Annotated in this window: 26 protein-coding genes; 16 read left to right on the top strand and 10 right to left on the bottom strand. The window is 43.9% G+C overall.

Annotated elements, in window-relative coordinates; translation table 11 throughout:
* The first annotated feature begins 29 nt into the window (after positions 1-29).
* Complete coding sequence (locus tag LEP1GSC058_RS05820; RefSeq protein ID WP_016548679.1) at positions 30-1,487, top strand: sodium:solute symporter family transporter; 1,458 nt, start codon at positions 30-32, stop codon at positions 1,485-1,487.
* Here the strand turns inward: LEP1GSC058_RS05820 and LEP1GSC058_RS05815 are convergent.
* The 5 genes from LEP1GSC058_RS05815 to LEP1GSC058_RS05795 all read right to left on the bottom strand — a co-directional run bounded on the left by LEP1GSC058_RS05815 (position 1,462) and on the right by LEP1GSC058_RS05795 (position 7,216).
* Positions 1,462-2,271 (bottom strand): alpha/beta fold hydrolase, encoded by an 810-nt coding sequence (locus LEP1GSC058_RS05815; protein ID WP_016548320.1) that lies wholly within the window; start codon positions 2,269-2,271, stop codon positions 1,462-1,464. The two genes, LEP1GSC058_RS05820 and LEP1GSC058_RS05815, sit on opposite strands and share 26 nt — an antisense overlap.
* The gene (locus LEP1GSC058_RS05810; RefSeq protein WP_016548656.1) at positions 2,268-3,257 is read right to left on the bottom strand and encodes a hypothetical protein; all 990 of its coding nucleotides are present in this window, start codon (positions 3,255-3,257) and stop codon (positions 2,268-2,270) included. The genes LEP1GSC058_RS05815 and LEP1GSC058_RS05810 overlap by 4 nt, the downstream gene beginning before the upstream one ends.
* A 5-nt stretch (positions 3,258-3,262) precedes the next feature.
* Positions 3,263-4,480, bottom strand: coding sequence for a pyridoxal phosphate-dependent aminotransferase (locus LEP1GSC058_RS05805; protein WP_039948105.1), 1,218 nt, complete (start codon positions 4,478-4,480; stop codon positions 3,263-3,265).
* A gap of 57 nt (positions 4,481-4,537) precedes the next feature.
* Complete coding sequence (locus tag LEP1GSC058_RS05800) at positions 4,538-6,235, bottom strand: DNA repair helicase XPB (protein WP_039948053.1); 1,698 nt, start codon at positions 6,233-6,235, stop codon at positions 4,538-4,540.
* A gap of 78 nt (positions 6,236-6,313) precedes the next feature.
* Positions 6,314-7,216 carry an aldose 1-epimerase gene (locus LEP1GSC058_RS05795; RefSeq protein ID WP_039948104.1) on the bottom strand — a complete coding sequence of 301 codons (903 nt, stop codon included), beginning with the start codon at positions 7,214-7,216 and terminating at the stop codon, positions 6,314-6,316.
* 138 nt (positions 7,217-7,354) lie between these two features.
* Here LEP1GSC058_RS05795 and sppA point away from each other — a divergent pair, with 138 nt between their 5' ends.
* The 6 genes from sppA to LEP1GSC058_RS05765 all read left to right on the top strand — a co-directional run bounded on the left by sppA (position 7,355) and on the right by LEP1GSC058_RS05765 (position 13,231).
* Positions 7,355-8,332, top strand: a complete 978-nt coding sequence (sppA, locus tag LEP1GSC058_RS05790; protein WP_408605691.1) for a signal peptide peptidase SppA — start codon at positions 7,355-7,357, stop codon at positions 8,330-8,332.
* Positions 8,333-8,365: 33 nt separating this feature from the next.
* Positions 8,366-9,784: an MBOAT family O-acyltransferase gene (locus tag LEP1GSC058_RS05785; RefSeq protein WP_016548590.1), complete on the top strand. Its 1,419-nt coding sequence runs from the start codon at positions 8,366-8,368 to the stop codon at positions 9,782-9,784.
* 115 nt (positions 9,785-9,899) lie between these two features.
* A complete protein-coding gene (locus tag LEP1GSC058_RS05780; protein WP_016548486.1) occupies positions 9,900-10,514 on the top strand; it encodes a hypothetical protein in 615 nt (204 codons plus the stop codon).
* Entirely contained in the window at positions 10,511-11,491 is a 981-nt protein-coding gene (locus LEP1GSC058_RS05775; RefSeq protein WP_016548341.1) for a PP2C family protein-serine/threonine phosphatase, read from the top strand. Before LEP1GSC058_RS05780 ends, LEP1GSC058_RS05775 begins: the two co-directional genes overlap by 4 nt.
* Positions 11,492-11,552: 61 nt before the next feature.
* Complete coding sequence (locus LEP1GSC058_RS05770; RefSeq protein WP_016548664.1) at positions 11,553-11,843, top strand: hypothetical protein; 291 nt, start codon at positions 11,553-11,555, stop codon at positions 11,841-11,843.
* 98 nt (positions 11,844-11,941) lie between these two features.
* Positions 11,942-13,231 (top strand): hypothetical protein, encoded by a 1,290-nt coding sequence (locus LEP1GSC058_RS05765; protein ID WP_016548535.1) that lies wholly within the window; start codon positions 11,942-11,944, stop codon positions 13,229-13,231.
* Positions 13,232-13,356: 125 nt separating this feature from the next.
* Here LEP1GSC058_RS05765 and glpK read toward each other — a convergent pair whose 3' ends face one another.
* A complete protein-coding gene (glpK, locus tag LEP1GSC058_RS05760) occupies positions 13,357-14,847 on the bottom strand; it encodes a glycerol kinase GlpK (protein WP_016548307.1) in 1,491 nt (496 codons plus the stop codon).
* 38 nt (positions 14,848-14,885) lie between these two features.
* Positions 14,886-15,842 (bottom strand): MBL fold metallo-hydrolase, encoded by a 957-nt coding sequence (locus tag LEP1GSC058_RS05755; protein WP_016548665.1) that lies wholly within the window; start codon positions 15,840-15,842, stop codon positions 14,886-14,888.
* A 285-nt stretch (positions 15,843-16,127) separates the two neighbouring features.
* Here LEP1GSC058_RS05755 and LEP1GSC058_RS05750 point away from each other — a divergent pair, with 285 nt between their 5' ends.
* The 9 genes from LEP1GSC058_RS05750 to LEP1GSC058_RS05710 all read left to right on the top strand — a co-directional run bounded on the left by LEP1GSC058_RS05750 (position 16,128) and on the right by LEP1GSC058_RS05710 (position 21,717).
* Positions 16,128-16,442 (top strand): STAS domain-containing protein, encoded by a 315-nt coding sequence (locus LEP1GSC058_RS05750; RefSeq protein ID WP_010419834.1) that lies wholly within the window; start codon positions 16,128-16,130, stop codon positions 16,440-16,442.
* A gap of 8 nt (positions 16,443-16,450) precedes the next feature.
* Entirely contained in the window at positions 16,451-17,263 is an 813-nt protein-coding gene (locus LEP1GSC058_RS05745) for a hydroxyacylglutathione hydrolase family protein (RefSeq protein ID WP_016548562.1), read from the top strand.
* A gap of 109 nt (positions 17,264-17,372) precedes the next feature.
* On the top strand, positions 17,373-18,752 hold the full coding sequence (locus LEP1GSC058_RS05740) for a dihydrolipoyl dehydrogenase (protein WP_039948052.1): 1,380 nt from the start codon (positions 17,373-17,375) through the stop codon (positions 18,750-18,752).
* A 72-nt stretch (positions 18,753-18,824) separates the two neighbouring features.
* Positions 18,825-19,742: an ABC transporter ATP-binding protein gene (locus LEP1GSC058_RS05735; RefSeq protein ID WP_039948103.1), complete on the top strand. Its 918-nt coding sequence runs from the start codon at positions 18,825-18,827 to the stop codon at positions 19,740-19,742.
* Positions 19,739-20,512 carry an ABC transporter permease gene (locus tag LEP1GSC058_RS05730; RefSeq protein ID WP_016548358.1) on the top strand — a complete coding sequence of 258 codons (774 nt, stop codon included), beginning with the start codon at positions 19,739-19,741 and terminating at the stop codon, positions 20,510-20,512. The genes LEP1GSC058_RS05735 and LEP1GSC058_RS05730 overlap by 4 nt, the downstream gene beginning before the upstream one ends.
* Positions 20,513-20,518: 6 nt before the next feature.
* On the top strand, positions 20,519-20,791 hold the full coding sequence (locus LEP1GSC058_RS05725; protein WP_016548434.1) for a BolA family protein: 273 nt from the start codon (positions 20,519-20,521) through the stop codon (positions 20,789-20,791).
* A gap of 93 nt (positions 20,792-20,884) precedes the next feature.
* On the top strand, positions 20,885-21,109 hold the full coding sequence (locus tag LEP1GSC058_RS05720) for a BolA/IbaG family iron-sulfur metabolism protein (RefSeq protein ID WP_016548552.1): 225 nt from the start codon (positions 20,885-20,887) through the stop codon (positions 21,107-21,109).
* 33 nt (positions 21,110-21,142) lie between these two features.
* On the top strand, positions 21,143-21,460 hold the full coding sequence (grxD, locus tag LEP1GSC058_RS05715; RefSeq protein WP_016548643.1) for a Grx4 family monothiol glutaredoxin: 318 nt from the start codon (positions 21,143-21,145) through the stop codon (positions 21,458-21,460).
* Between the two features lie 2 nt (positions 21,461-21,462).
* Positions 21,463-21,717 (top strand): glutathione S-transferase N-terminal domain-containing protein, encoded by a 255-nt coding sequence (locus LEP1GSC058_RS05710; protein ID WP_198014383.1) that lies wholly within the window; start codon positions 21,463-21,465, stop codon positions 21,715-21,717.
* Here the strand turns inward: LEP1GSC058_RS05710 and gshAB are convergent.
* From gshAB to ggt, 3 genes are all read right to left on the bottom strand, one after another.
* Complete coding sequence (gene gshAB / locus LEP1GSC058_RS05705; RefSeq protein ID WP_016548702.1) at positions 21,703-22,737, bottom strand: bifunctional glutamate--cysteine ligase GshA/glutathione synthetase GshB; 1,035 nt, start codon at positions 22,735-22,737, stop codon at positions 21,703-21,705. The two genes, LEP1GSC058_RS05710 and gshAB, sit on opposite strands and share 15 nt — an antisense overlap.
* Positions 22,725-24,266 (bottom strand): glutamate--cysteine ligase, encoded by a 1,542-nt coding sequence (gene gshA / locus LEP1GSC058_RS05700; protein WP_016548463.1) that lies wholly within the window; start codon positions 24,264-24,266, stop codon positions 22,725-22,727. Before gshA ends, gshAB begins: the two co-directional genes overlap by 13 nt.
* A gap of 71 nt (positions 24,267-24,337) precedes the next feature.
* A complete protein-coding gene (gene ggt, locus LEP1GSC058_RS05695; RefSeq protein WP_039948051.1) occupies positions 24,338-26,101 on the bottom strand; it encodes a gamma-glutamyltransferase in 1,764 nt (587 codons plus the stop codon).
* Positions 26,102-26,103 lie beyond the last annotated feature (2 nt).

Below are 26,103 nucleotides of genomic sequence, written 5' to 3'. Positions count from 1 at the left end.
TCTTGGCTGGAAAGAAACGATGAGTTCGTATGCATTTTGATTGGCTAGATGCCCTCGTCGTACTTTTATATTTCGCGCTTGTCCTATATTCCGGCTGGACTACAGGAAAAAAGAATCCTGATGCGCATGAATTTTTTTTAGCGGGCAGAACTCTTTCTTGGATTCCGCTTTCACTTTCCATTGTAGCGACGGAAACCTCTGCTCTTACATTTTTAGCGGTTCCAGGAATCGCATTTGCCGGTAATTTCACATTTCTGCAAGTCGTGCTTGGCTATATTCTGGGACGAACTTTTGTCGCTTCGTTTCTTCTTCCGCTTACATATCACGGCGGGTTTATGTCTGTCTATGAATGGGTAGGAAAAAGATTCGGAAGAAACTCTCAGAGAACGATGTCGGCCCTTTTTTCGATCACGAGAATTTTAGGCGACGGAGTCCGCTTGTATGCCTCGACGCTACCGATAGCGCTTTTACTGGAACTGGTATTGGCGCGAGTATTCCCGAATGTGATTTCATCCTATTGGATAGGAACAATTTCATTAGTGATCATTACCGTTGTGACCTTGGCTTACACGATGCAAGGAGGATTTCGCTCCGTAGTCTGGGTGGATACCTTACAATATTTCGTTTATATTTTCGGCGGGCTATTTGCTTTCGGACTCCTATTCTCCGAAACCCCCGACATGAAAGGTTCGCTTTTGCAAGCCTGGGAAGCCGGGAAATTTAGATTCATCGAATGGCAAAAACCGACCGCCACATATTTCCTACCGTGGGCCGTCGTAGGCGGAGCCTTATTGAGTTTAGGAACACACGGAGCCGACCAAATGTTTATCCAACGTGCTTTAGCCGCAAAAAACTTAAATGCAGCAAAGAAGGCGATGATCGTTTCAGGAATCGCCGTTTTTATTCAGATGCTGCTATTCCTTGGAATCGGAACTCTACTTTACTTCCATTATTCCGGCAAACCGATTCACCAAGATAAAGTATTTTCCGAATTCTTAATTGAGGAAGTTCCATCCCCGCTCATCGGATTACTTTTATCAGGAATTTTAGCCTCGACGATGTCCACGTTATCAAGTTCGATCAATTCCCTATCCCTGACTGCTAAAGTCGATTTCGGATGGAATTTCCTAAGTCAGAAAAGCGGCAGCGTATTATTCGGAATTCTCCTATTTCTCAGTTCTTTCTTTTTCTTCTCCCTACCAGAAGAGAAAACCAAAGGGTTATTGGAATTAGGTTTGAAAATTTCCTCGTTTACGGTCGGCTCAATGGTAGCCGTATTTTTAGTGGAAGTAATCCCCTTCTTTCGAAAGAGAATTGTTACGAGCGATTTAGGTTTAAGCCTGTCCCTATTAGGGGCGATTCTTACTACGGGAACTCTCGGAACCGTTTATAATCTAGGATTTACTGTCCTCGTACCGATTGGAATGTTCCTATTTTGGACGCTGGCAGGAACGGCTAGCTTCATTTTACCGGGAAAAATTCGCTAGAATGAAAAATCCCCATGATGATCTCTTTGAATTCCTTCGCCTTTGTAAAATGAATATAGTGATCACCGCCGGCTATGCTGTAAAATTTCGCATTGGGAAAATATCTCGTAGCTAATCCGCGATCCTCATCGCGAAAATAACCGGAAATCGCTCCCAAAATAAAGAAGGTAGGCTTGGAAAATCCGGAACTTCCCGTATGAAATTGCGATTCGAATATCCTCCGGGATTTTCCAATCGCCTCTACGTTTAACTTCCAGCGATAACCGCCCTCTTCTCTCCTTTCTAAATTCATAAGTAGAAAATTTCGGATGAAGGAATCAGGAACGTAAACCGCCATTTTCGAATCTATCTCTTGCCTGGATTTGGAGTCGGAAACGTCGATCATCAATGCTGAGAGTTCGGCGTCGTATGCGAATTCGTAGTCTCTAGGCGCCACGTCCTCAACCAACAATCGGGAAACTTTATCCGGAAACTTCAGGGAAACGGCCATCGCGGTCAGCCCGCCCATGGAATGACCCAACAAGATCGCGGAGGAAATTTTACGATCCGCGAGAAATTCGTCCACGTCGTCCGCCATTGCCGCCAGCGTATGTTCCGAGGAATGGGGCGAATCTCCGTGATTTCTCAGATCAAGAGAATAAACGTCCGAAAATTCGGTTAGATACTCAGCGACAGTAACCCAATTCTTGGACGAACCGAATAAGCCGTGAAGAATTAGGATTGGATCGATGGATGCGAACGTTGAGTCCTTTTTTTTAGGATAGAACTTAAACGCCAGTTTCACTTCGAGCCGCATTCCTCATAAATGATTTTCAACTTTGAATGGAATTTTCTTCCGTAACGATAAGGGAGTTCTTGAATTTTGGTTTTAAAGGAGCTGAGAACTTCTCCTTTAGGTAGTTTCGTATCACATAATAACGTTTCCCGATCCTTCACAAACTGCTGTAATCGTTTATCGATTTGAGTGGAAAAAATCCGCGCGTAATTACCGTTAGGATTCAATGAAAGATATTTTAATCTGCGGGAGCCTTCATCGTTTAAAACGCAAATAGGATCCTTGCCGCATTTAACTTCAGGCGTGTATTTGACTCCGAGATATGCGGCAAAATCTCCCGGTTTTGTATTCGGGTACGACTCCGCTATCCGCCAGAAAGCTTGAGGACGAACACGGACTTTGGATCCATCTTTAGTATTCGTCAAAGCATCTCCCCAAATTCCGTCTCTCGATTGCACCCCGACGTCCGATGGAAAGTTACGTAACAATTCCTCCAGTTTCGAACCGACTTTTCCCCGTATTTCCGGCGACTGAAGCTGCTCCAAATATCTCTCCAGCACGACCAATCTCTTGATTTTCAAGAAAAGGTATTCGTCGCCCTTGAAAACCGGTCCGTCCTCGATACGAGTCAGGTAGGAAAATACGGATTCAAGTTCCGAAAACGAAGAATCTTGGTACAAAAGTCGGTCGATCGCCTTGGTGATCACGGTATAACTTCCGTGATCACCGATTTTAAAAACGGCTTTGGATTCTATCCAACCTTTCAAACCGTCCTTGTCGGTTAATAATTGAAACTTGGATTTTGACTCTCGCAGATTTTCGGAAGTTAGAATCTCTCCGAAGGATAATTTACGGAGTACTTCCGATTTTCGCTCCGGAAATAAGTACAGGGATGTTCCGACTTCCAGTACGATAAATTCTCCTCTCGCCTCCCCGAAAACCGGAGAGGAAAGAAGCCCGGCAAGGACTGAAACAATTCCGAAGAATCGTCGCATGCTAATTATTGGGATAAGTCCCTCACCATTTCAGCGATGCGGGAGATTCCTTTTTTAATATCTTCTTCGCTCATTGCGTAAGAAAGTCTTAATGCATTGTCGTCTCCGAACGCGATACCCGGTACGGCTGCGACCTTGTATTTTTCCAAAAGCGATCCGCAAAAAACCTTACTTTTACTTTTTTCTTCCGAGGATGAAAGAAGCTTTTTGAATCCTTGAGTTTCGTAAACTTTCGTTAGATAAGGAAATACGTAAAATGCTCCTTGTGGAACATTCACTTCTACCCCGGGAATCGCGCGCAGGAGAGCGATAATTAAGTCCCTACGTTTTTGAAACGCTTTTGACATTTCATCTACGCAAGTTTGATCTCCTATCAGCGCCGCTTCGGCGGCAGCTTGAGATATGGAAGACGGATTTGAAGTGGATTGACTCTGAATCGTATCCATATTCTTGATGATTTCTACGGGCCCAGCTCCGTACCCGATCCTCCAACCTGTCATAGAATACGCTTTTGAAACTCCGTTCGCTACGAAGGTTAACTCTTTCAATTCAGGAGACAACATTGCGATGTTCGCAAATTCAAACCCGTCGAACACGATTCTTTCATAGATATCATCGCTAAGCACGAGAAGTTTGTGTTTAAGAATCACTTCTCCTAAGGCTTCCAACTCTTTTCTGGAGTAAGCGGATCCGGTCGGATTGGACGGAGAATTTAAAATAACGACCTTAGTTTTAGGAGTAATCGCCTGTTCTAACTGGGCCGGGCTAATTCTAAACTCTTGTTCCTTACTCGTGGAAACGATGACAGGATTTCCTTCCGCCAGACGAACGATATCGGCGTAGCTTACCCAATAAGGAGCGGGAATAATAACCTCGTCGCCGCGGTTTAAGGTAGCTAAAAAGAAATTATAGATTACCTGCTTTCCGCCCGTTCCGACGATAATCTGATTTCTATTATAATCTAATCCGTTATCCCGCTTGAATTTCGCGATAATCGCATCTTTGAGTTCGACAGTACCGGAAACCGCAGTATACCGGGTCATTCCTTTATCGATCGCTTTCTTTGCGGCTTCGCGTATATGGGCCGGGGTTTCGAAGTCGGGTTCCCCGGCTCCGAAACTGACGATATCTTCCCCTTTCTTTTTCAATTCCGCCGCTTTAGCGGAAATAGCTAACGTCGGAGAAGGCTCGATTAGATCTAGCCTTCGCGCATTCCAGTCCATTTCTTCCTCTCTTTTTATACCAAGCAGCATGTTTAGTCGGAACCCCTATTGCCTATTTCAAGCTCCGACCGTTTCTTCCTGCTGAGCTTCGCGGAATTGGTCGAGCGTATAAATTTCGTATTCATATCCTTGTTCTGTAAGAAAGAGCTGTCGATTCTGGCCGAATCTCTCCTCGTTTGTATCTCTTGAAATGAGAGAATAGAAAACAGCCGTATTGTCCTCGCCTTTCGGTCGTAAAATCCGACCTAAACGCTGCGCCTCTTCCTGGCGAGATCCGAACGTTCCCGAAACCTGAATTGCGATATTTGCATCCGGCAAGTCGATGGAAAAGTTCGCAACCTTACTTACGACCAGGGATTTGATTCTTCCCGCACGGAATGCATCATACAATTCTTGGCGTTCTCCTAGAGGAGTTTTACCGGTAATCAGCGGAATCTTAAATGCTTTCGAAATTTCCTCTAGCTGGTTGATATATTGCCCGATCACCAACAAATGAGATTCGGAATGCTTTTTCATAATCAAAGCAATCGCTTTCATTTTTTCCGGATTCTCCGAGGCTAGCCTGAATTTTTCCCGGTCGTCCGCAATGGAATAGCGCATTCTTAGATCGTCGTCCATTGAAACGCGTATTTCGCGGCATTTTGCTTCCGCGATCCAGGATTTGCTTTCCAATTCTTTCCAAGGAACGTCGTATTTCTTCGGACCGATGAGGCTGAATACGTCCTCTTCCAGCCCGTCTTCCCGGACAAGAGTAGCCGTCAATCCGAGTCTACGTTTTGCCTGCAATTCCGAGGTCATACGAAAAACGGGAGCCGGAAGTAGATGCACCTCGTCATAAACGATCAAGCCCCAATTATTTGCGCTGAACAAATGAAAATGGGTAAAGTCCCCGCCCTTCTTCTTTCTATGAGTTAAGATATTATAAGTCGCGATCGTAATCGGTTTAATTTCCTTCACTTCTCCGGAATACTCGCCGATATCGGATTCCGGAATATCGGTTTTATCCAAAATCTCGTTCTTCCATTGGCGAATGGAAAGCGTGTTGGTTACTAAAATCAAAGTTTCCGCCCCGACGATTTGCATGACTCCGATTCCGACGATCGTCTTACCGGCACCGCACGGTAGCACGACGACTCCGGAACCGCCTTCATTACCGCCCCCGGCATGGAAAACCTCTACGGATGCTCGCTGATAGTCGCGCATTCCGAATTTTCTTCCCGACTTAGTAGTCGGTTTTAGGTTGAAGCCGTACTTGTTTCCTTCATCGTAACCGGCCAAATCTTCCACGGGAAAACCGATCTTGATCAACGCCTGCTTGATATGGCCCCTAAACTCTTTCTTAATATAGATTTTGTCGGCGATCGTGCTCTCTATATAGGGTTGCACGGCTCTATGATTGGAGATTTCCTGCAGAAATCCTTTTTCATTCGATATGATACAAAGATCCCCGTTCTCTTCTTTGACTAGTTTGACTTTTCCATATCTACCGATCTGTTCTCGAATTTCATTGATTACGTTTTTCGGAACCGAATATCTAGAATATTGCTCTAGACATTGAACGATCTCATCCGCAGTCATTTTAATCGAAGCGGCATTCCAGAGAGAAAGCGGTGAGATCCGATATGTGTGCAGATACTCGGGGCTTTTTTCGAGTTCCGCAAATTTGGAAACGACCGTTTGACAGACTTCGAATTCGGGATTATCGACCTCGAGCAGCATTGTCTTGTCGCTTTGAACTATTAATGGTTTACTCATTTGGATGCGGAATCTCCCTGTAACTTAGACTGAAAATGACCCCTTCCTTGTCAAGAAGAAAGCCTATATATGCAAGAATCACGTAGCTTTGACTATAATTCGAAACTCTCCCGACAATTCCGAATAACCTTTCAGTTCGATTAATCCTTGACCGGAGAGCAAGGCATTGCCGGGACCGCTACATGGTTCGATTGCAATGGATTTTCGATCCTCCGGAGTGTAAATTTGGTAATAATTTAGCGGAATCTCTCCTTCCTCTCCAGGAGGACTCAGAATCGTGATCGAGTATTTTTCCCTCCGATTTTCTAATATAATTCTGGGATCTTTTCCGTAAAAAAGATGATCTAACACGACGATCTTACCGTCGGTAATGGACTCGATCGGGTTGGAAACTATCGGACTGTACGGAAGTAGATGTTCGTCCAATTCCAAATTCTTATCTAGATGCAGATCAATTTTCCAGTCATCCAGATCTCCATCCAAACGGAAATACGGATGGTATCCGTATGCGAAACGAAACGAACTCTCTTTAAGATTATGAAATTTAGTTCGAACGGTTAGCAATGTTCCGAAATTAACTTCTTGCAATGTATATTCTTCCCGAATTGCAATAGCAGCGGCAACACTCTCATCCCAACTTTCCGGTGTAAGAATACGAAATTCTGCGCCCATTCCGTTCGGATGAACCTTCAAAGCTTTCCTAGCTAGTGAATGAACGAAACCGTGAATTAAATATCCGCTCTGATCCTTTACGATTCCGGAAAGTTCCGTCTTCTTCCCGCCTAGTATTAATTCGGACGACGCATGACGGTTTACCCAGGGAAACATCAAAAAACTTCCGGCCCCGAACGGGGCAAGTTCCGTTTTCCAAGGTGCAAGAATTTCTATCTGCTTAGAAGTCTTTGGATGGACCCAATCCCAGGATAGCCAGTGGGTGCCATCCGTGACAAACTTGGAACTCTCTGTTCGAAATTCGAGCATCGCGGAAGGAGGTTGGGAAAAACTCGCAATTGGGAAACAAAAAAACGGATTTACTACTAATTTTTGCGAAGTTCCGAGGTTTGGAAAGGAATTGATGATACCGTCTTGTCTTTCAGAATGGGCTTCTTGAGGATCGCGATGACCACCTTTAGAGTCTTTTTTAAAATTTCTTTGATTCTTAGTACCGTCTTTTTCTTTACATGCATCTCCCTGCCGAATCCGCGACAATTGATCCCGGTTGAAAAAACCGTCTCGGGTCGAGATAAGGATAAGATTCTCGTTATACCGATCGAAGGGATCATTTCCGACGATTCAAGAGAAGGCTCATTCCTTTCCGGCGAAAAGGATTCGGTCTTAGCAGCCGTTAAACTACAGCTATCCTATGCGATGGAGGATAGTAACGTAAGGGCGGTGATTTTAAAAATCAATTCCCCAGGTGGAACGGTCACAGCAAGCGATATTATCTATCGGGAAGTTTTGGAATTTAAGAAAAAGAAGCGAATTCCGGTTCTAGCGCTCTTTATGGACACCGCTGCGTCCGGAGCCTATTATATATCCATGTCTAGCGATTATTTAATGGCACATCCAACCACTGTGACAGGTTCGATCGGAGTCATTATGCAAGGAATCAACGTGAAGGAAGGCCTTGATAAATTAGGAGTCAAGGATCAGTCGATTCGCTCCGGTGAGAATAAAGCCGTCGGCTCTCCGCTGGAAGAATTGACTGCTGAGCAAAGAAAACTTTTGCAAGGCGTTGTGGACAATCTTTTCGACCGCTTCTTCGATGTCGTTAAACTTGGAAGGCCAAAGGTGAAAGAATCCGATTTGAAGAAATTGGCAGATGGAAGAATATTCACAGCCTCTCAAGCCATTCGACACGGCTTAATCGATAGTATCGGCTACTTTGAAGATGCGATAAGCACTGCCACCCGCCTTCCCGGTTATGTAATGAGCCCGGGAAACTCAAATCCTCGGGTCGTATTTTATTCCTACTCGAAGGAAAAGCCTGAGACAGTTTATCATATCCAAGGAGTTTCTCCGGAGAACCCGACATTACTGGAAAGAGTGGGTTTCGGAGCAAGTAAAGTCCGCTTTTTATATCTGTTTGCTCCTTGAGGGGAATTTTAATAATCTCGGTCAGCCTAAAGCATGTTATTTAATTCACTCCCCTATCTTGCACTTTTTTCGATTACATTTTTATTGTATTGGTCCTTTCCGCAGAAATGGAGAAAGTATCTTCTACTAGTATCCTCCTTACTCTTTTATTTCTATTCCGGCCTCGCGTTCTCGATTCATTTCTTAACCGTCATTGGAGTGAATTTTTTCTTTTCACTGAAGCTCTGGGAGAAGAAATCTGCGGGTTTGCCGACGTCGCGCCTGCTTACCTGGATTATCGTTTTAAACTTTTTGAATCTTGCATTCTTTAAGTATTTCTACTTTGTTTTGGATACGTTGGATTTAGTCGGAGGAAGTCATTCCTTTTCCGATTTTGGGAAAGGAATCAATATCCCTCTTCCGTTAGCGATCAGCTTTTACACTTTCCAATTGATCGCGTTACAGGTGGATATACATCGGGATCATGTTCCCGAGCGTATAAGCTCGCTCGATTATTTTCTATTTATTTTATTCTTTCCCCAGTTGATCGCAGGTCCGATTATGAGGACCACTGATTTTCTTCCTAAACTGGATAAGCCTTGGGTCGACTTCGATCGAATTAAATGGGGCGTCTTTTTAATTCTATCCGGTTTATTCAAGAAGGTGGTAATAGCCGACAATATTTCCGGTATCGTTAATCCGATTTACTCTCACCCTGCGGAATATAATGCTAGTTCACTCTATCTAGTCCTATTCGGATTCGCGAGCCAAGTCTATTGCGATTTCAGCGGATATACCGATATCGCTCGAGGCTCCGCTTTTCTACTGGGTTATGATATTCCCGAGAATTTCCGGGGTCCCTTTCTCTCTCCATCCTTTCGGGAGTTTTGGGGGCGCTGGCATGTTACCTTATCAACATGGTTAAAAGATTATTTATATATTCCTTTAGGTGGAAGTCGCGGCGGACGCTGGCGAACCCAGTTGAATTCACTCTTGACAATGACGTTAGGTGGGCTTTGGCACGGGGCTAATTTCGGATACTTATTTTGGGGCGCTTATTTAGGGCTTCTCCTGGGAGCGGAAAGACTTATTTCTCCCGAGAACCCGAAGGCAGTAGTCGAGCCGAGAGGATTTCATCGTTTCTGGCGCGTTGCTCTTACGATTCATCTTTTCTCCCTTTCAGGAATATTCTTTCGGTCGGCGGCCATGGGGAAGGATTCCCTTCGATTGACAGGGGAATACTTCGTGGGCTTCGGAAATCTACTCTCCGGAAAGCGGATTGCGCGCTGGGAAGAGTTATTACTCTTCATTTCACTTGCTTTTTTCTGGAATGCGGTACAATATTATCCTGCAATCAGAGATAAGATTCGTTCCCAGTTCACCTGGCTTTTGCCTATTTTTTCCTTCGTAATTCTTCTTTTGATGGGTATCTTCGGCGACGGGGGTGGAGACTTTATCTACTTCCAATTTTAATTATATTCGGTTTGCTCTTATAGAGAGCTTTTTCGAGTATGTACACCGATTACCGTAGCGGTTTGAAAAGGTATCGACCGTCTTAACGTATTCGCGGTAAAAAAGAGTCAGTACGATGAAAATCATTCGATTTCTATCTAGTATATCCGTTTTTATCCTGCTTGGCGCTTGTTTCCCCCCGGCCTGGATCCGCGAATTACCTCCCGATCGACAAACCGCAAAAGACGCAGTACTTTCGGGAACGTATTCAAAGAAACTCCCGGGACTCTCTCCACTGACGTCCTTAACCTATATAGAGAAACATTCGGAATCCATCGAATTTTCGGAGAAGGATAAAACATTTCGAAAAACGTATATAAGAGAAGTTGAGGAAGGAAATAAATTTCGTCGTATCCGGATAGATGGAAAAGGAACGTTCGAAACTAGAGGTAACTGGGTGCTTCTGACGACTTCGAGTATCGAAACTGAGGAAAATACCTGGGAAGGCGGAAAATCTTTGCGATCGTCGGGCGCTTCCAACGTATCATCCAGTTATAAGCTGCTCTACCATTACGACCGGGAAAGTGAAACAATCATTCCGATGGTTTACGAAACCGGTTACAAAGAAAAACCGTTCGGGGTTGTGGAAGGGATCCGAACTCCCTATGCTGAAGATGAGGCATTCCGAATATCTCGAAGAAATTATTCTAAAAAAGAATACCAAAATCACGCGTATTTTAAAAATAAATGAGAGCAGCATACACGATCAAACAGTATTTTAGGGGGGCATGGAGAATCATTCTCGTACTAAATATTTCGCTCATAGTCTGTTTTATTGTCGGCTTTTCATATTATAACTCCCTCGTTCGTATTCCGGTATTGATTTTAGCCGGAGCTGCATTCACTCTGTTTCTTAATTACGTTGCTTTCGCGTTATACTTAACGGAAAGAATTCTTCCGGAAGAACAGGAATATGGCAAAATCATTAAGCGCTTTCGTCGAGGCGATAGCCGCATGCAAAATTACGTTTTTCCTCTGGATTTCAAAGACGAAAACTATGAAGTTTTCGGGCGTTGCCTTACCTATAATCCCATCGGAGGCGATTTCTACAATTTTGTGAAGGATAAATCCGGAAACTATTGGTTCGGAATCGGCGACACCTCCGGGCACGGTTATGTAGCTGGCTTATTTAGTATGATGGTAATGAATCAGATGTCTCACCTAGTTCATACTTGCACTAAGCCGGAAGAAGTGATTCACGAAATCAATCTGCACCTGGAAGAAAGAACGAAAACGTTTCCGACGATTCACCGAAGTCTTTATGCGACGTTTCTTCTTATGAAAGCCGATTCCGACGGTAATTTTCTACAATCGGGAATACATCCTAGTTCCGTGCTCTTCCGAAAAGGAGATCATTCCACCGAAATCCTAGACACAGACGGATTCTTTCTCTCCACCGTAATGAATCCTCCGCTCAATAAAGAAAAGCCGGCGAGAAGTTTCCGAATGGAGTCGGGAGACGTGCTATTCAGTTTTACGGACGGCCTTTTTGAACAGAAAAGTCGGATGAAAAACAGTTTTTACGGAGAAAATTTATATAAGTTCTTGGAGACGGCCCCGAAAGAGAATATTAGAAGACTGATCGATAGCCTATTCGAAGAAATCGCGCTCTATGGCGGCGGTCGTATTCAGGACGACATGAGTATTATAGCCATCCGAAAACTTTAGAACCGTATTTTAGAATATATTTCTCAGTTGAAATACTGGGGAATTCTCGCACAATATCCTTGTGAGTCATATCGAATGGACAGCAAGGTTAGTCACAATCCTAGCCTGGAATGAACGGGATGTTCGCAAAATACTCAGAACGGTCGCCGACACCTCCCTTGTAACCGGTTTAACCGAACAAGAAATCGTAGATTTCATCCAATACGGTTTCGACGACGAAATTTCCGAGCTTAAGGAAACCTACGATTGGACTCGATTTAAAGGCCAGCTCGTGGGTAAACTTTCTAAAAGAAACCTCGAACCGCCGGGTCTATCCGTCTTGCATCCGGATTTAATAGAAGAAGAATATTAATCGTATCGATAACTCGATTTTGAAAGTTTAAGAATAAAAAGAACGAATAACATTCACGAACTATCCTAAGCCGCTCTTTCTTTGTCTAAATTCTAATTATGATTCACGTTGAGGGAATAAATTATCATTTTTTTCTTTGCAACCAAGATTCGGTAGCCAGAGTTAAAACAACGATTTCTCCTTTCTATGACTTTCCCGTAACTGAGATCGAAGAGTTACCGTACCTTTATTCTCAACCCGCCATAATTCCTTCCTTTTTATACGAAATCGACTATGGAAGACGAACCTATCAGAGTCGACCAATGAGTAGCCCGCCCTATCTTTCTTATCAAAACGGAAGGCTTTGGAAAGAGGATGGGAAATTCCCTCAAGGAGCGAGAGAGCTCAGTAACGGAAGTCTATTTTTGATAGATTCGAATCCTTACAAAACCAAAGGGAATCCCCCGATCACTATCTTAAGAGCTCCGGGTGAAGCGACTCAAATAGGTCCGGCACGACACGGCAAATTTCAACTATTTAGACAGAACCGAACGAGAATGAATGCCACTCGCTACCTTTCACTCCGAGATATAGTGAATCCGGAATTGGATGAAAATGAGGTTTCTCGAAAAATCGAAACCTTGTATTTCGACCCGAAAAGTAAAAACTTCCTATTTCGCTTGGTGAAAATTCTATACGCGGGAACACCTGCAGAAGAGCAAACGATCATTTCCAACCTATTCGCTTACGAGCCAGAATTCGCCGCCTTTTTACGGGATCGAATTTTTTCGATAGAAATTCTCCCTCTAATCCACGGCCCTTTCTTAAACTCGATTCTCAATTCGATCGATGAGCGGATCTTGAAATTCTCAATCCCTAATCTTTCTCAACCGGTGCGGAATATGGTCGAAAGAAACGTTTCTAAAAATCGATGGAAACAAATTTTGGACGGTCCGTCTAAGCAGCCGAATTTAGGCGAATCTTTCGAAGAGTTAGTGGAAAAGGAAATTTTCAGAAGGTTTTCGAGAAAAATATATTACGAAGACGGAATCTTTCATGTCTATTGGGAACAAGGGAAAGAGGACCAAATAGAACTCGGCTCTCGTCAGGAAACGCAATTCTCGAGTATTCCCGCCGATAAATATAATTTTAACCGGGAAGGCGAAGGGTTGGAGTTATATTCGGTCACCGGAGATAAGATTCTATTTCGAACCGATAAAAGCCTGGAAATTCTTCGCTTCGATATACTCATCTCAAAGCGCGAAAAAGATTCTTACGAAATGTTCCGGATCCCGGAAGGAGGAATTGTGGACATTCCAAGATATGATCAAACAAAACTCGTCGTCGGAGCCGGAATCTCAAGCGATCGAAAACCGTTCGAGTTTTCACTTCTATCCTATAACTATTAATGATAAAAGAAAGAGGCATACGACTTTCGCTAAAACGAATTCATCTTAATTCAAAGAGCCTGAATTCGGTCATTGCCTATAATACGGAATGAAATTTTCGAGATTCTTTCGCTATTCCCTCTCGCCTAATTCCCCGTTAAGATTCGTTTCACGGATTCTTTCCAGACACGAATTTCTTTTTCTCTCTGTGCATTTCCCATTTTCGGAGTAAATTCCTTACTGGTTTTCTGCTTCTTTTTTAAGTCCGCAACGGAAGTATAAAATCCTCTTTCTAATCCTGCCAGATAAGCCGCACCCAAAACTGTCGTATCCAAATTCGACGGACGGACGATTTTCTTTCCTAAAATATCGGACTGGTATTGCATTAGCCAATTATTAGCGGTCGCTCCGCCGTCAACTTTGAGAACCTTCAGCTTCGAACCCGTATCATTTTCCATCGCTTCCACTAGTTCATAAGACTGCAAAGCGATAGACTTCAATGCGGCCCGGGTTATCTGTTCCTGAGTCGTATCGCGAGTAAGACCCAAAATAGCTCCCCTAGCATTCATATCCCAATACGGAGCTCCAAGACCGGAAAACGCGGGAACAAAAACCACTTCGTCTTCTTTTGTAACAGATGCGGCCAGTTTCTCGGAAATCTTAGATTCTTTAAAAAACCTAAGATTATCTCTTAGATATTGTATGACGGCTCCTCCGATAAAGATGGATCCCTCCAAACAATAAACTGTTTTGCCTTCCGGACCACAGGCTAAAGTCGTAATCAGGTTGTTCTTCGAAATTTGTAATTTATTACCCGTATTGAAAAGTAGAAAGCACCCCGTGCCGTATGTGTTTTTTGCCTCTCCCGGTTCCGTACATAATTGTCCGAAAAGCGCTCCTTGTTGATCTCCAACGAGTGAGGAAATCGGGATTCCATCGGGTAAGCCCTTAACACCTTCGGTTCTACCGAATAAATTACTGGAATTATGCGTTTCAGGAAGAATGGACTCGGGAATATCTAAGATTTTCAGAAGCTCTTTATCCCATTCCTTCTTTTCGATATTGAAGATTAGCGTGCGGCTCGCATTCGTATGGTCGGTCTTATGGGATTTTCCGTTAGTCAATCGATACAGCAGATAAGTGTCGATGGTTCCGAAAAGCAGCTTCCCTTTTTCCGCTTTAGCCCTTGCACCCTTCACATTATCCAAGATCCAACGTATTTTGGTTCCGCTAAAATACGCATCCACAACGAGTCCTGTTTTCTTTCGGAAGGTAGGTTCTAAGCCTTCCTTTTTTAATTTCGTACAAAAATCCGCAGTCCTGCGACATTGCCAAACGATTGCATTGTATATGGGAGCGCCCGAATCTTTTTCAAACAAAACCGTAGTTTCGCGTTGATTCGTAATTCCGATCGCAATCGCATCTTCCGGTCGAAGTTTTCCGTTACGAATCGCTTTAACGACAAGTTTTTCCGTCTTCTCCCAAATCTCTTCCGGGTCATGCTCCACCCAACCCGGTTTCGGAAAATATTGTTTAAACTCGGAGTAAGCGCTGGAAATAACGGTACCGGATCGATTAAAACAAAACGTACGAATTCCGGTGGTACCTGCATCGATACCTATGATATACTCACTCATTAGATCCTCCGCTATATGCAAAAAACAAGATAAATGTCTTAGACTTGAATCTCTAAGCCTTCTCTTGCCATAATGATTTCCAACTGGTTGTCGGGATCGAACATTTCCTTATATTTAATGGCACGCAGATAAACGGCGTCCAATTTTTCATCATCGTAAGAAGGGTCGTGATGGAACATGACCAATTTTTTAACGTTGGCACGGAGAGCGATATCCGTCGCCATCGAAGCAGTACTATGACCCCAATCGATTTTCTGTAATGATTCTTCGAACGTGTATTGAGTATCGAAAATAAGAACGTCCGCACCGCGGAAGTAATTCAGATAATCGTCGATGTTCTCCATCTCATCCAAATTAAACTCCGCATCGGAAGCGAAAATAAGCGATTTGCCGTCTTCTTCAAATCGATATGAATAGCTTCCGCCAGGGTGACGCACGGCTTTCGAAATGGCAGTGACGGAATCGGTCGCTCGGAAAGCTCTCCCTTCCGGCACATGTCGATAAGTTTTTTCAGCCTGAAAGCCATCGAAGGGGACCGGGAAATGGGTAAATGCGTGCTGGTACCTGAGTCTTTCTTCCAGATTTTCTACGGAACTTACGAACTCGAACTTATTGCCGGGCGTATAGAGAGGTACGAAGAATGGAATCCCCTGAATATGATCCCAATGAGTATGGGTAAAAATCCATACTGCGGAACCCTTACCTTGTAAATATCCTTCCTGAAGAATGGAATTTCCTAATTCGCGAAGTCCGGTGCCGCCGTCGATAATGATAAGGCGATCCTCTTTATCACGAATTTCGATGCAGGTAGTATTACCGCCGTAAGTGCTCCAATTGGACAACGCCAAGGAATCTAAAAAATCCTCGATCGCCTCCGGACTTTGAAGATCCGACGGTGAAGCAAGACTTAGAATTTTCAGAATCTTCGCCCGGATTAAATCGCCTTTAACCGGGGAAGAGATGGAGCCCCGAACTCCCCAAAATTTAATTCGCATCTCAATTCAATTTATCGGTCAAAATACTAGAATTGGTCATTCGTAAAACGCCCACTTAATTTTTCCTTCCTGGGTGAATTTTCCAGCTATTTCTTGTTTTTATCCACTAAGAATTGGCCAATTTTCAAAGGAAAAAAGAGTTTACCTCCCCTTTGCCACAATTTATGCTCAGTGTTCGGATTCCCTCCCCGTGTAACCTTTCGAAATTTCTTATTTTCGGTATGGTTCGGATGCATTAGCAACTCGAGGACGGTCATATAAATAGAAAAATCGGAGCCGTTTCCATTGGAAGGTTTTCAAACAGATGTGTCCATAGAGGACGGAATATGCATCGTAAAGATCCAGGGCAACGTTAGTTTGAAGAACGCGTTCGCGTTAAAAGAACTGATCATCAAACAATTTGATGAAGGCAGTAAGGAAATCATCATAGACTTTGAAGGTGATGTTTACCTGGATTCGTCCGGTATCGGCGCTATTTTTAACACTCAGAAATATGTTACGGAGCGTCAAGGCAGTCTTAAATTGAGAAATTTAAGCAGAGATGTAATGACGATTCTAAGAATCGCCAATCTGGACAAACATCTAGATATCATTCCATAGCTCAAAAGATGGAAATCGTCCGAATTTACACTCATAGTTCGCTTCGAAATTTCACATATCTAATTCGACAACCCGATACGAAAGAGACTCTCTGTGTCGACCCGTTCGATTCTTCACAAGTCAGCGCTCTGTTAAAGGAAAGAAACTGGTCTCTAGACTACATTATCAATACTCATGAACATTGGGATCATACTTCGGGAAACGAAGGTCTGTTTCGAGAATTCAATTCGATAGTCTTGACTCACCCAAATGGGATGGGCACAGTCCCTTTTGCAGGTCGCGCTCTTCATTCCGGAGAACGGATTCTTTCCGATCGCAAGGGAAATTCCTATTTGGAAGTACTGGACACTCCGGGACATACCTTTGCCCATATTTGTCTGCTTCAGGTGGAAAATAACATTCCGGTAGGCGTATTTACCGGGGACACGATCTTTAACTGTGGTGTAGGAAATTGTAAGAACGGAGGAAATCCCGAGACGCTCTATCAAACGGTCTCGCAGATATTTTACCAATTTCCGGACGGGGTCAAGCTCTATCCGGGTCACGATTACCTGCACAATAATTTAAAATTCAGTATCGCTCTAGATCCGACCAACTCGGCAGCAAACGCAGCTTTGGAACGGGCGAATTCTCTAAAGCCTGATACGGAATTTTGGACTACGAATTTCGCGGAAGAACGAACCTTTAATCCTTTTTTCCTCTGCTCCAAACCGTCTAAATCGCTTTTATCAGGCATTCGAAACAAATCGGCTCAGCCGAATTTATCCGAGGACGAACGTACTCTTTTTCTGACTCTAAGATCCCTTCGAGATAAGTGGTAGAGTCTAAAAGACGACTCTCTTTTTTGCTCGCCAAACTTCTCGCTCTGAATGCAGAACGTACTCGTAGGGAAATGGATTGAATGGAGAGTTATCTTTTTCCCGTCTTAACATGAAAAAATATGATATTCTCGTAATCGGTTCCGGCGGTGGAACGAAGCTAGTTACTCCGCCATCAAAATTAGGATATAAAGTCGCCATTTTGGAAAAAGATCGCTTAGGCGGTACCTGTTTGAATCGGGGTTGTATCCCGTCCAAAATGCTGATTCATCCTGCCGAGATCATCACTCAAGCGTCGGAGTCAAACCGCTTTCAATTGGAAATTCCCGGACCATTGAAAGTCGATTTTAAAACTCTAGTACAACGGGTTTCTAAAACCGTCGATGCGGACTCGGATAGTATAATCCCGGCCTATGAGAAAAATCCGAATATCGACTTCTATCCGTATGAAGGTCGGTTCGTAGAAGACAAGGTCTTAAAAGTAAACGACCAACTTTTGACCGCCGATCGAATTTTCATCGCTGCCGGCTGTCGCCCGATTATTCCCGACATACCCGGCCTTGCTGGAACGCCGTACATGACCAGCCGGGAAGCGCTGCGAAGAACCGATCTCCCCAAGCGCTTACTAGTTTTAGGGGGCGGTTATATAGGCTTAGAATTAGGATTTGCTTATGCGGCCTTCGGTTCCAAAACCACGTTTATCGTCCGGAATAGGATGCTTTCCCAAGAAGATAAGGACGTAATCGAGGGATTTGAAAAAGCTTTCTCAAAAAAACATGATGTTCGTTTAAAAACCTCCGTTAAGTCAGTGAATTACGAAGCCGGAATTTTCCGCCTATCCTGCGAACAAGACGGTCGAAATTTTGAGATAGAAGGAGATGCTCTATTAGTCGCGACCGGAATTCGACCGAATTCAGATTGGCTTGATTTACACAATACGAACATTCAAACGGATGCGCGCGGATACATTAAAACGAATGAATTTCTTGAAACTGATGCAAACGGAGTGTATGCACTTGGCGATATCATAGGGAAATATTTTTTCCGTCATTCGGTGAATTTCGAAGGAGAAGCCTTGTTTCAGTCCTTATACGTGGATAAAAAACGAACTCCTATCGAATATCCTCCGGTTCCCCATGCGGTATTTACCCATCCTCAAGTCGCGGCGGTCGGCAAGACCGAACAAGAGCTTATCACCGACGGAGTCGATTATATTTCCGCTATCAATCCGTATTCTGCCAGCGCGATGGGGATGGCGCGGCTGTCGGAAGATTCGTTCGTGAAAATTTTAGTAGACCGGAAGACAAGAAAGCTTCTAGGAGCTCACGTTTTAGGGGACGAAGCTTCGAACTTAGTCCACTTATTTATACTCTCAATGACGATCAACGGGACTCTAGACGATTTGCTTAAGATGATTTATATTCATCCGGCACTTCCTGAAATTGCGAGAAATGCCGCAAGGAAAGCCAGAGAAATTCTAAGCGTTCCGTAATTTGAATTACCAAAGGATTGCGTTAAACTAGCATCTTTCAAGATGCTTACAAAGGAGCCGATTTCCTTCAGAATGAAGAAAGCATTAGAGATTGAAAATTTAGTCAAAACCTATTCCGGAGGAGTTCAAGCCCTAAAAGGAATTTATTTAACGGTCGAAGAAGGAGAATTCTTCGCGCTATTAGGACCGAACGGTGCGGGCAAGTCCACTACCATCGGGGTATTAAGTTCGCTGGTCAATAAAACCTCTGGAAAAGTAAAAATCTACGGGGCAGATATTGATACCGATCTGGCGCTGGCAAAATCGTTTATAGGCGTCGTTCCACAGGAATTTAACTTTAATATCTTCGAAAAAGTGGAGCAGATCGTGATCAACCAGGGAGGATACTACGGTCTGGAAAAATCGGTCGCAACCGAAAGAGCCCATGAATATTTGAAACAGCTAGGGCTGTATGATAGAAGGCGAGAAACCGCCGGTCGTCTATCAGGTGGAATGAAACGTCGACTAATGATCGCTAGAGCTCTTGTGCATAACCCGAAGATCCTAATTCTCGACGAGCCTACAGCCGGCGTAGATATAGAATTTAGAAGATCCCTTTGGGAATTTTTGATCAAATTGAACGAATCCGGAATTACGATCATTCTCACCACGCATTATTTGGAAGAGGCGGAGACTCTCTGCCGTAAAATTGCAATCATCGACAAAGGATTGATCGTCGAAAACACTACGATGAAGGAACTGATCGTACAATTGGATACGGAAACTTTCATTTTAGATTTAAAGGAAGCCGTTCCGATTCCGGCGGCCCTGAACGGTTTTTCCTTACGTAAAGTGGATAACTTAACTCTCGAGGTCGACATCAGCAAAAGCCATTCTCTTAACGATTTATTTCGCTTATTGGATAAAGAAGGAATTCAAATCACGAGCATGAGAAATAAATCCAATAGGTTAGAAGAATTATTCCTAAAACTCGTGGAGAAGAAACTTTGAATTTCAGGGAAAAGTTTAACGCATTTTCGACGATAGTCCGGAAAGAAACCGTTAGAATTCTAAGAATCTGGATCCAAACTCTGATTCCTCCCGGAATCACGATCTCCCTATATTTTCTGATTTTTGGCAGACTCGTCGGATCTCAAATCGGAGACGTCGGCGGGCATACCTATATTCAATTCATTGTTCCGGGCTTAGTGATGATGTCCGTAATTTTAAACGCTTACAATAACGTAGTCTCCTCTTTCTTCGGAGCTAAATTCGGAAAGAATATCGAAGAGCTGCTTGTTTCTCCGACACCTGCATATCTCATCGTATTAGGGTATTCTATCGGTGGAGTTATTCGCGGGATTTTGGTCGGTATTATCGTAACTGCGGTTTCACTCTTTTTTACCGAGCTACGACTGTATAGCCCTTGGATCGTAATCGTTACGGTGGCCCTTTCCGCGCTGATGTTTTCTATGGGCGGATTTTTAAACGCTTTGTACGCGAAAAAGTTCGACGATGTAACAATCATTCCAACTTTTATTCTAACGCCATTAACCTATCTAGGCGGAGTTTTTTATTCGATTCAGATGCTCCCGGAAGCCTGGCAAATCGTATCTAAATTCAATCCGATTCTGTATATGGTAAACGCTTTCCGCTACGGATTCCTGGGGGTCAGCGATATAGACCCCGGATTGGCGATCGGGCTCTTAGCGGTCGGAACGATATTGCTTTACACCCTTTCGGTTTTTTTGCTTAGCCGCGGAATTGGAACAAGGACATAACCGATTATGCCGGATCCAGCCGAAGAAATAGAATCGATACTCCGAGTCTCATTTTCGCCGTCCATACTCGAAGTGGAAGATTTTTCCGCCGAGCACGCGGGTCATGCAGGCAATCCGGCGGGTGTCCGAATAGGAACCCATATTCGAATCAGAATCGTCGCAGAAACGTTTCGAGATAAGAGCCTTTTAGCTCAACACAGAGAGGTGTATTCCGTTTTGAATCCGATTCTTCAGTCGAAAGGAATTCATGCATTAGAGCTAAAGACTGCGGCCCCGTAAGGAAAAAAGGTTGTCCAGGTTTGCTTTTACCGGACGCTATCCTTAACAAAAGATTTTCAACCGTTGACCGATAAAAGTCTAATAGTAAGAACAATGACAATCGAAGAAATTCGCAATAAAATCCAGACCGGCCTTCCAGGATCTTCCGTTGAAATCCTGGACCCCTATCGGGACGGAGTCCACATCAAGGCAATTGTAAAATATCCCGGGTTTGAAGGTAAATCCATGTTGGAACAGCATCGCATGGTTTATGCGACTCTACATGAAGAACTGAAAGAAGAAGTGCATGCACTTGCGTTAGAAACAAAAATTTCGTAGATTTCTTTTCACCGTAAAATAAGAGGAATTAAAATGGACCAAACACTCAAAGAAAAAATCCAAGGACTAATCGATTCAAAGAGGATCTTCCTTTTTATGAAAGGGACTCCCGACGCTCCAATGTGCGGCTTTTCCGCAGGAGTAACCAATGTCCTGCGCAGCTTAGGCGCCGATTTCGGATCATTCAACGTTCTTTCCGATCAAAACGTACGGGAAGGCATTAAGGAATTTGCAAATTGGCCGACGATTCCGCAACTATATATCGAAGGCGAATTCATCGGCGGACACGATATTGTCGTAGAACTTTCCCGCAACGGCGAGTTACAAAAGAAAATAGGAATTCCAGCGTAATGATGAAGCTTTACCAGTTCCTAACCTGCCCGTATTGCGCGTACGTAAGAGACGAATTCTCTAAACTCGGTTTAGTGGCCGGAAAGGATTTTGAATTAGTAGAGGCCAGTCGGGGAACTGCAGGACGAGAGGAAGTCGAGCTATTGGGCGGCTTAAGTCAGGTTCCGTTTTTAGTCGATGGGGACATCAAAATGTACGAATCCAGAGACATCGTAGATTACGTTCGCAGTAAACGGAAAATCTTAAAAGCCCAGTAGATCCAGGATTTTATTTCCGACGTTCCGATTCTTCCCCCGGTACGGATAATTATGAATGTATAATACCGGGTTGAAGTTCAGTTCTAGAATTCTATAATCGCTTTCGTGTTCCAAATTCTGAACTATGATATCCACCCCGCAGATTTTAGCGTCGACGGCTAATGAAGCTTCTACAGCGATCCGTTTATATATAGGATGAGCCAAATCCGTGACGTCAATAGAATCGCCTCCGGTGCTGATATTGGAATTCCGTCGTAGATAAACGACTTCTCCCTGTTGCGGAATCGAATCGGGAGCTTTTCCCTGTTCCGCCAGCACATTCAGTTCGATTTCTTCCAGACGAATTTTTTCCAGCGGAGTAATATGGCCGATCCCCCGCCGAGGATCCCGATTTTTTTCGACCAATAACTCTTGGACGCTCTTGACTCCGTCGCCCATAACGTTAGCCGGAACTCGATTGCATACGGCAACACATTCTTTCCCAATGACTAAGAATCTATATTCCTGGCCTTCCGCAAACTCTTCGACGATAGCAGTCTCTGCAAAAGAAAGGGCAATTTCCATTGCCTTTTCAACGTTCGATTCGGAAGATTGTGGAGGCAAGATTGTGATTCCGATTCCAAAATTCGTAGTCACCGGTTTCACTACCATTCGCTTCGCCGAATTCAATTTATAATAATCGATTCCATCTTCCTTCTTTGAAACGCTCGTTCCTACCGGCACACGAATTCCTTGCTCGGCCAATAGGAGCTTTGTCATAGTCTTATTTTCCATGACCAAGAAGGTCATGTATGAATCCAAATCGGTTTTAGAGGCTTCCTTAATCAGACGCTTCAAACCCTTACCGGAAATTCTAAGAAAATGACTAGCTCTATCCAACATCTCGACAGTCAAGCCGCGATTCAGCGCGTCTCTTATGATGATCTGTGTGGAAATTTCCAGATCCGCGAAGCCCTTTAATATGAACTCTTCGGGATCTAATTTTTGGTCCGGTTCGAGTTGGATCTTCAATGGTTGCATATTTTTGGAGTGGGATACTTCCGGACTTTTTCCGTCTCCTCGATTTTCTCTCTCTCTAAAACGGATCGATGGACTTCTTTTTCAAAAGAATTCCACTTACCTGGCGTAAGTTCCATTTGAGATTGATTCCGGTAGTTCTCCTTCGCTAAATGAATTCCTAAATCTCTAAACTCCCAATCCTCTTCCAGCAATCTGTTTAAGAACTTACCGGAAGGCGTTTTTTTAGGATCATCCCATTTAACCAGCATCGAATGTAACGTTTCTCGATAGAAGGTCCGTCCGGAGTGCCGATCCAATTCCTCGGCGATAGGAAACAAAGAATCGGTAAATTCCTTTCCTTCTTGAACGAAATCGATTTCAGAATTCGATTCCCCTAAAATCTTCAGGCCCGGTTTTCGACCCTCCCAAATGACTCTTTTTGTATTTTCCCGAATTCTTTCCTTTTCGGAATCAAGTATCGGCTTGCTAGGGCGTAAAATTCCGTCCAAGAGAATCATTTGAATATAAGCCAGACTCGGCTTACTGACTCCGGTCGGTGATTCAGGCTCCAGGTCCAAGCATCTTATTTCGATATACTGAATTCCGCGATTCTGTAATGCATCCAGCGGTCGTTCCTGGTTTTTCGGAATTTGCTTGGGTCGTATGGGGGAATAGAATTCATTTTCGATTTGAAGATAATACGGATTCAGTTGGTTCGGAGGTCCTCCGAAGCTTTCATAGGGCGAGTAAGGAGTGCTAACCGAATAACACATTCCACTGATGTACTCCTGCAACGAATTATAATTAATCGGCAATCCGTCCTGGACTTTACTAGTATATCCGATTTCGCTCATTCGCAAGGAAGTGGCATAAGGCGCAAAATAAGTATGCGATTTATGTTTTGAAAAAGGAAAATCGATCGGCACCGGAAGAAAGGTTTCATCGAAAGCGGGAGTCGCTCCGGTCAAGTAAAGTACGAAATGAACCTTTCTAAAAAAGTTGCGGGTAACGGAAAGATACATCTCGGAAATTTCTTCTTTACTAAATTTGGAAATTTCTTTCTCGAAAATTTGCCTCAAAAAGAGGTTCGAAAAGGAAAAATTATAATGAACCCCCGAAATTGTCTGCATCCTCCTTCCGTACCGATGACCGAGTCCGTTCCTATAAATCGTTTTCCATTCGCCCGAGAATGAATCGCCGTACTGCCCTAGTGGGATATTCTCTTCTTCCTTGGGTAGAATTGGAGGCATGCTAAACGGCCAAATCCATTCGTTTTGAAGGTGACGGGAGGTAAAAATATGTAGATCCTGAAGCTCTCTCACGATCGCCTCGATCCTGGGTCTTGCGTTCGTCGCAAACTCCAATTGAGGTTCCGAAAAATCCGTCTTAATATAATGATTTGTCAGACTAGAACCTAATCCGCTCGGATGCGGAGTCGTGGCAATCCTGCCGTCCGAAAAGATTCGCATACTTTCCTTTTCCAATCCATGCTTTGCTTTGACGGCATGTCGCAAATTGGGGCATACTAAATCCGGTGCGCTTCGTTTCATGCAATCTTCCTAATTAGTTTAAACGTTTAAACTTTTAAACTTTTCATTTTTGTAAATATTATTCGGACAGCCTATTCGCCCATGGGAACTCCGTCCCCCCTCGGATCGGCCGCGCCGTACAATACGCCCTTCTCCCGTTTAACCGAAAATAATTTCGCAAAATTGGGGCCGACGCGAATCTCATGCTTTTTAGACTTAAGCTGATTGGAAACGGCGGTATCCATTGCAGCGCCCTCAATGTATAAAGCGTCCGGAAAGAATTGATGATGAATTCTCGCTTTGGCAACTGATTCATACAAAGTCAGCTGAAAGTCAAGATTGAACAGAAGAGATTGCAAAACCGCATTCACTATATAAGAGCCTCCGGGAGCGCCGGTAACAAGAAAGGTTTCACCTTCTTTCATCACGATTGTAGGAGACATGGAACTTAAAGGGGTCTTACCGGGACGAATCGAATTCGCTTCCGCTCCGATTAGTCCATAAACGTTCGGTTCGCCCGGAGATCTACTGAAGTCGTCCATAGTATCGTTTAATACGAATCCATAACCGTCTAAAATGACTGCGGCTCCGAATCGATAATTTACCGATTGAGTCGTAGAAACTGCATTTCCTTCCGAATCGACGACGGAGACATGAGTCGTCTGCGGAGATTCCGCTCTTAAATTTAAACGATCCAAATAGTCGGCGCTCGGCGTCGACAATCCCGGTTTAAAATCGGAAATTTTCGCCAATGCATATTCGGGAGAAAGTAAAAGGGCTACCGGGACCTTCGTGTAATTCGGATCGCCTCCTACTACCGCTCGATCCGAGTATCCTCTCCGCATAACTTCCGCTAAAAAATGATAATAATCCGCCTTGGAAGCTTTATATAATTCCTTCAATTTCTTCGTTTCCAGCATCCGCAGCATAGTTAGCATATGAACCCCGGAAGAAGGCGGGAACATGGTGCGTATTCTATAGCCCCTGTATTCGATTTCCAACGGAGCGGATTCCCTGACTTGATACGAAGCCAAATCGTTTTCAAAGATCGTCCCTCCTTGCTCCCTCATTAATTTTCCTAGACTTTGGGCGATCCCGCCATTGTAAAAATCTCGATCGCCTGTTTCTGAGATAATTCTCAAAGTTTTAGCTAAGTCTTTCTGGACGAAAATTTCCCCGATATTCGGTATCTGGCCCTTCGGAATGAATATTTCCTTCATTCCCGGACTCATATCGTCGGAAGATTCCTGAATCGCCTCCCGCAAATTCGGATAAATCGGAAATCCTTCTTCGGCCAAGCGAATTGCCGGCGCTATGACTTCTTGCAAAGACAATTTCCCGAATCGTCTATGAACTTTTACCAATCCGGCAACCGTACCTGGAACGCCTACGGATCGATAACCGAGCAGAGAATCTTCTTTCGGTTTTTCTTTGTACATATCCCTGGATGCGGCATGGGGAGCTCGTTCTCTAAAATCAAAGGCGTATGTCTTCTTACTCCGCGAGTCGTGTAGGAGTAAAAATCCTCCTCCCCCTATCCCGGTGGATTGAGGACGAGTAACGGAAACTGCAAAGGAAGCCGCGATGGCTACGTCCACCGCATTCCCCCCTTTTTTATAAATATCCAAACCTGCCCGAGAGGCTTCCGTTGAATCTGTGGAAATCATGACATTCTTAGATTCCGCAAAGAGTCGTTTGGCGGAAACGCCGGACTTCGGCGCGACTAACCCTTCCGTAGAAACCTTACGTCCCTCGATCGTAAGGTAATTATCTTTACAGGAAGAGAATACGCTTAATAGAACGAAAACGAGAAGAACTGATTTTTTGGAAAGTAGGTCACCTTTACTTTGAATCATGA

Source organism: Leptospira fainei serovar Hurstbridge str. BUT 6, from assembly GCF_000306235.2.
GTDB classification, from domain to species: domain Bacteria; phylum Spirochaetota; class Leptospiria; order Leptospirales; family Leptospiraceae; genus Leptospira_B; species Leptospira_B fainei.
This window is presented reverse-complemented; position numbering and strand designations above follow the sequence as displayed.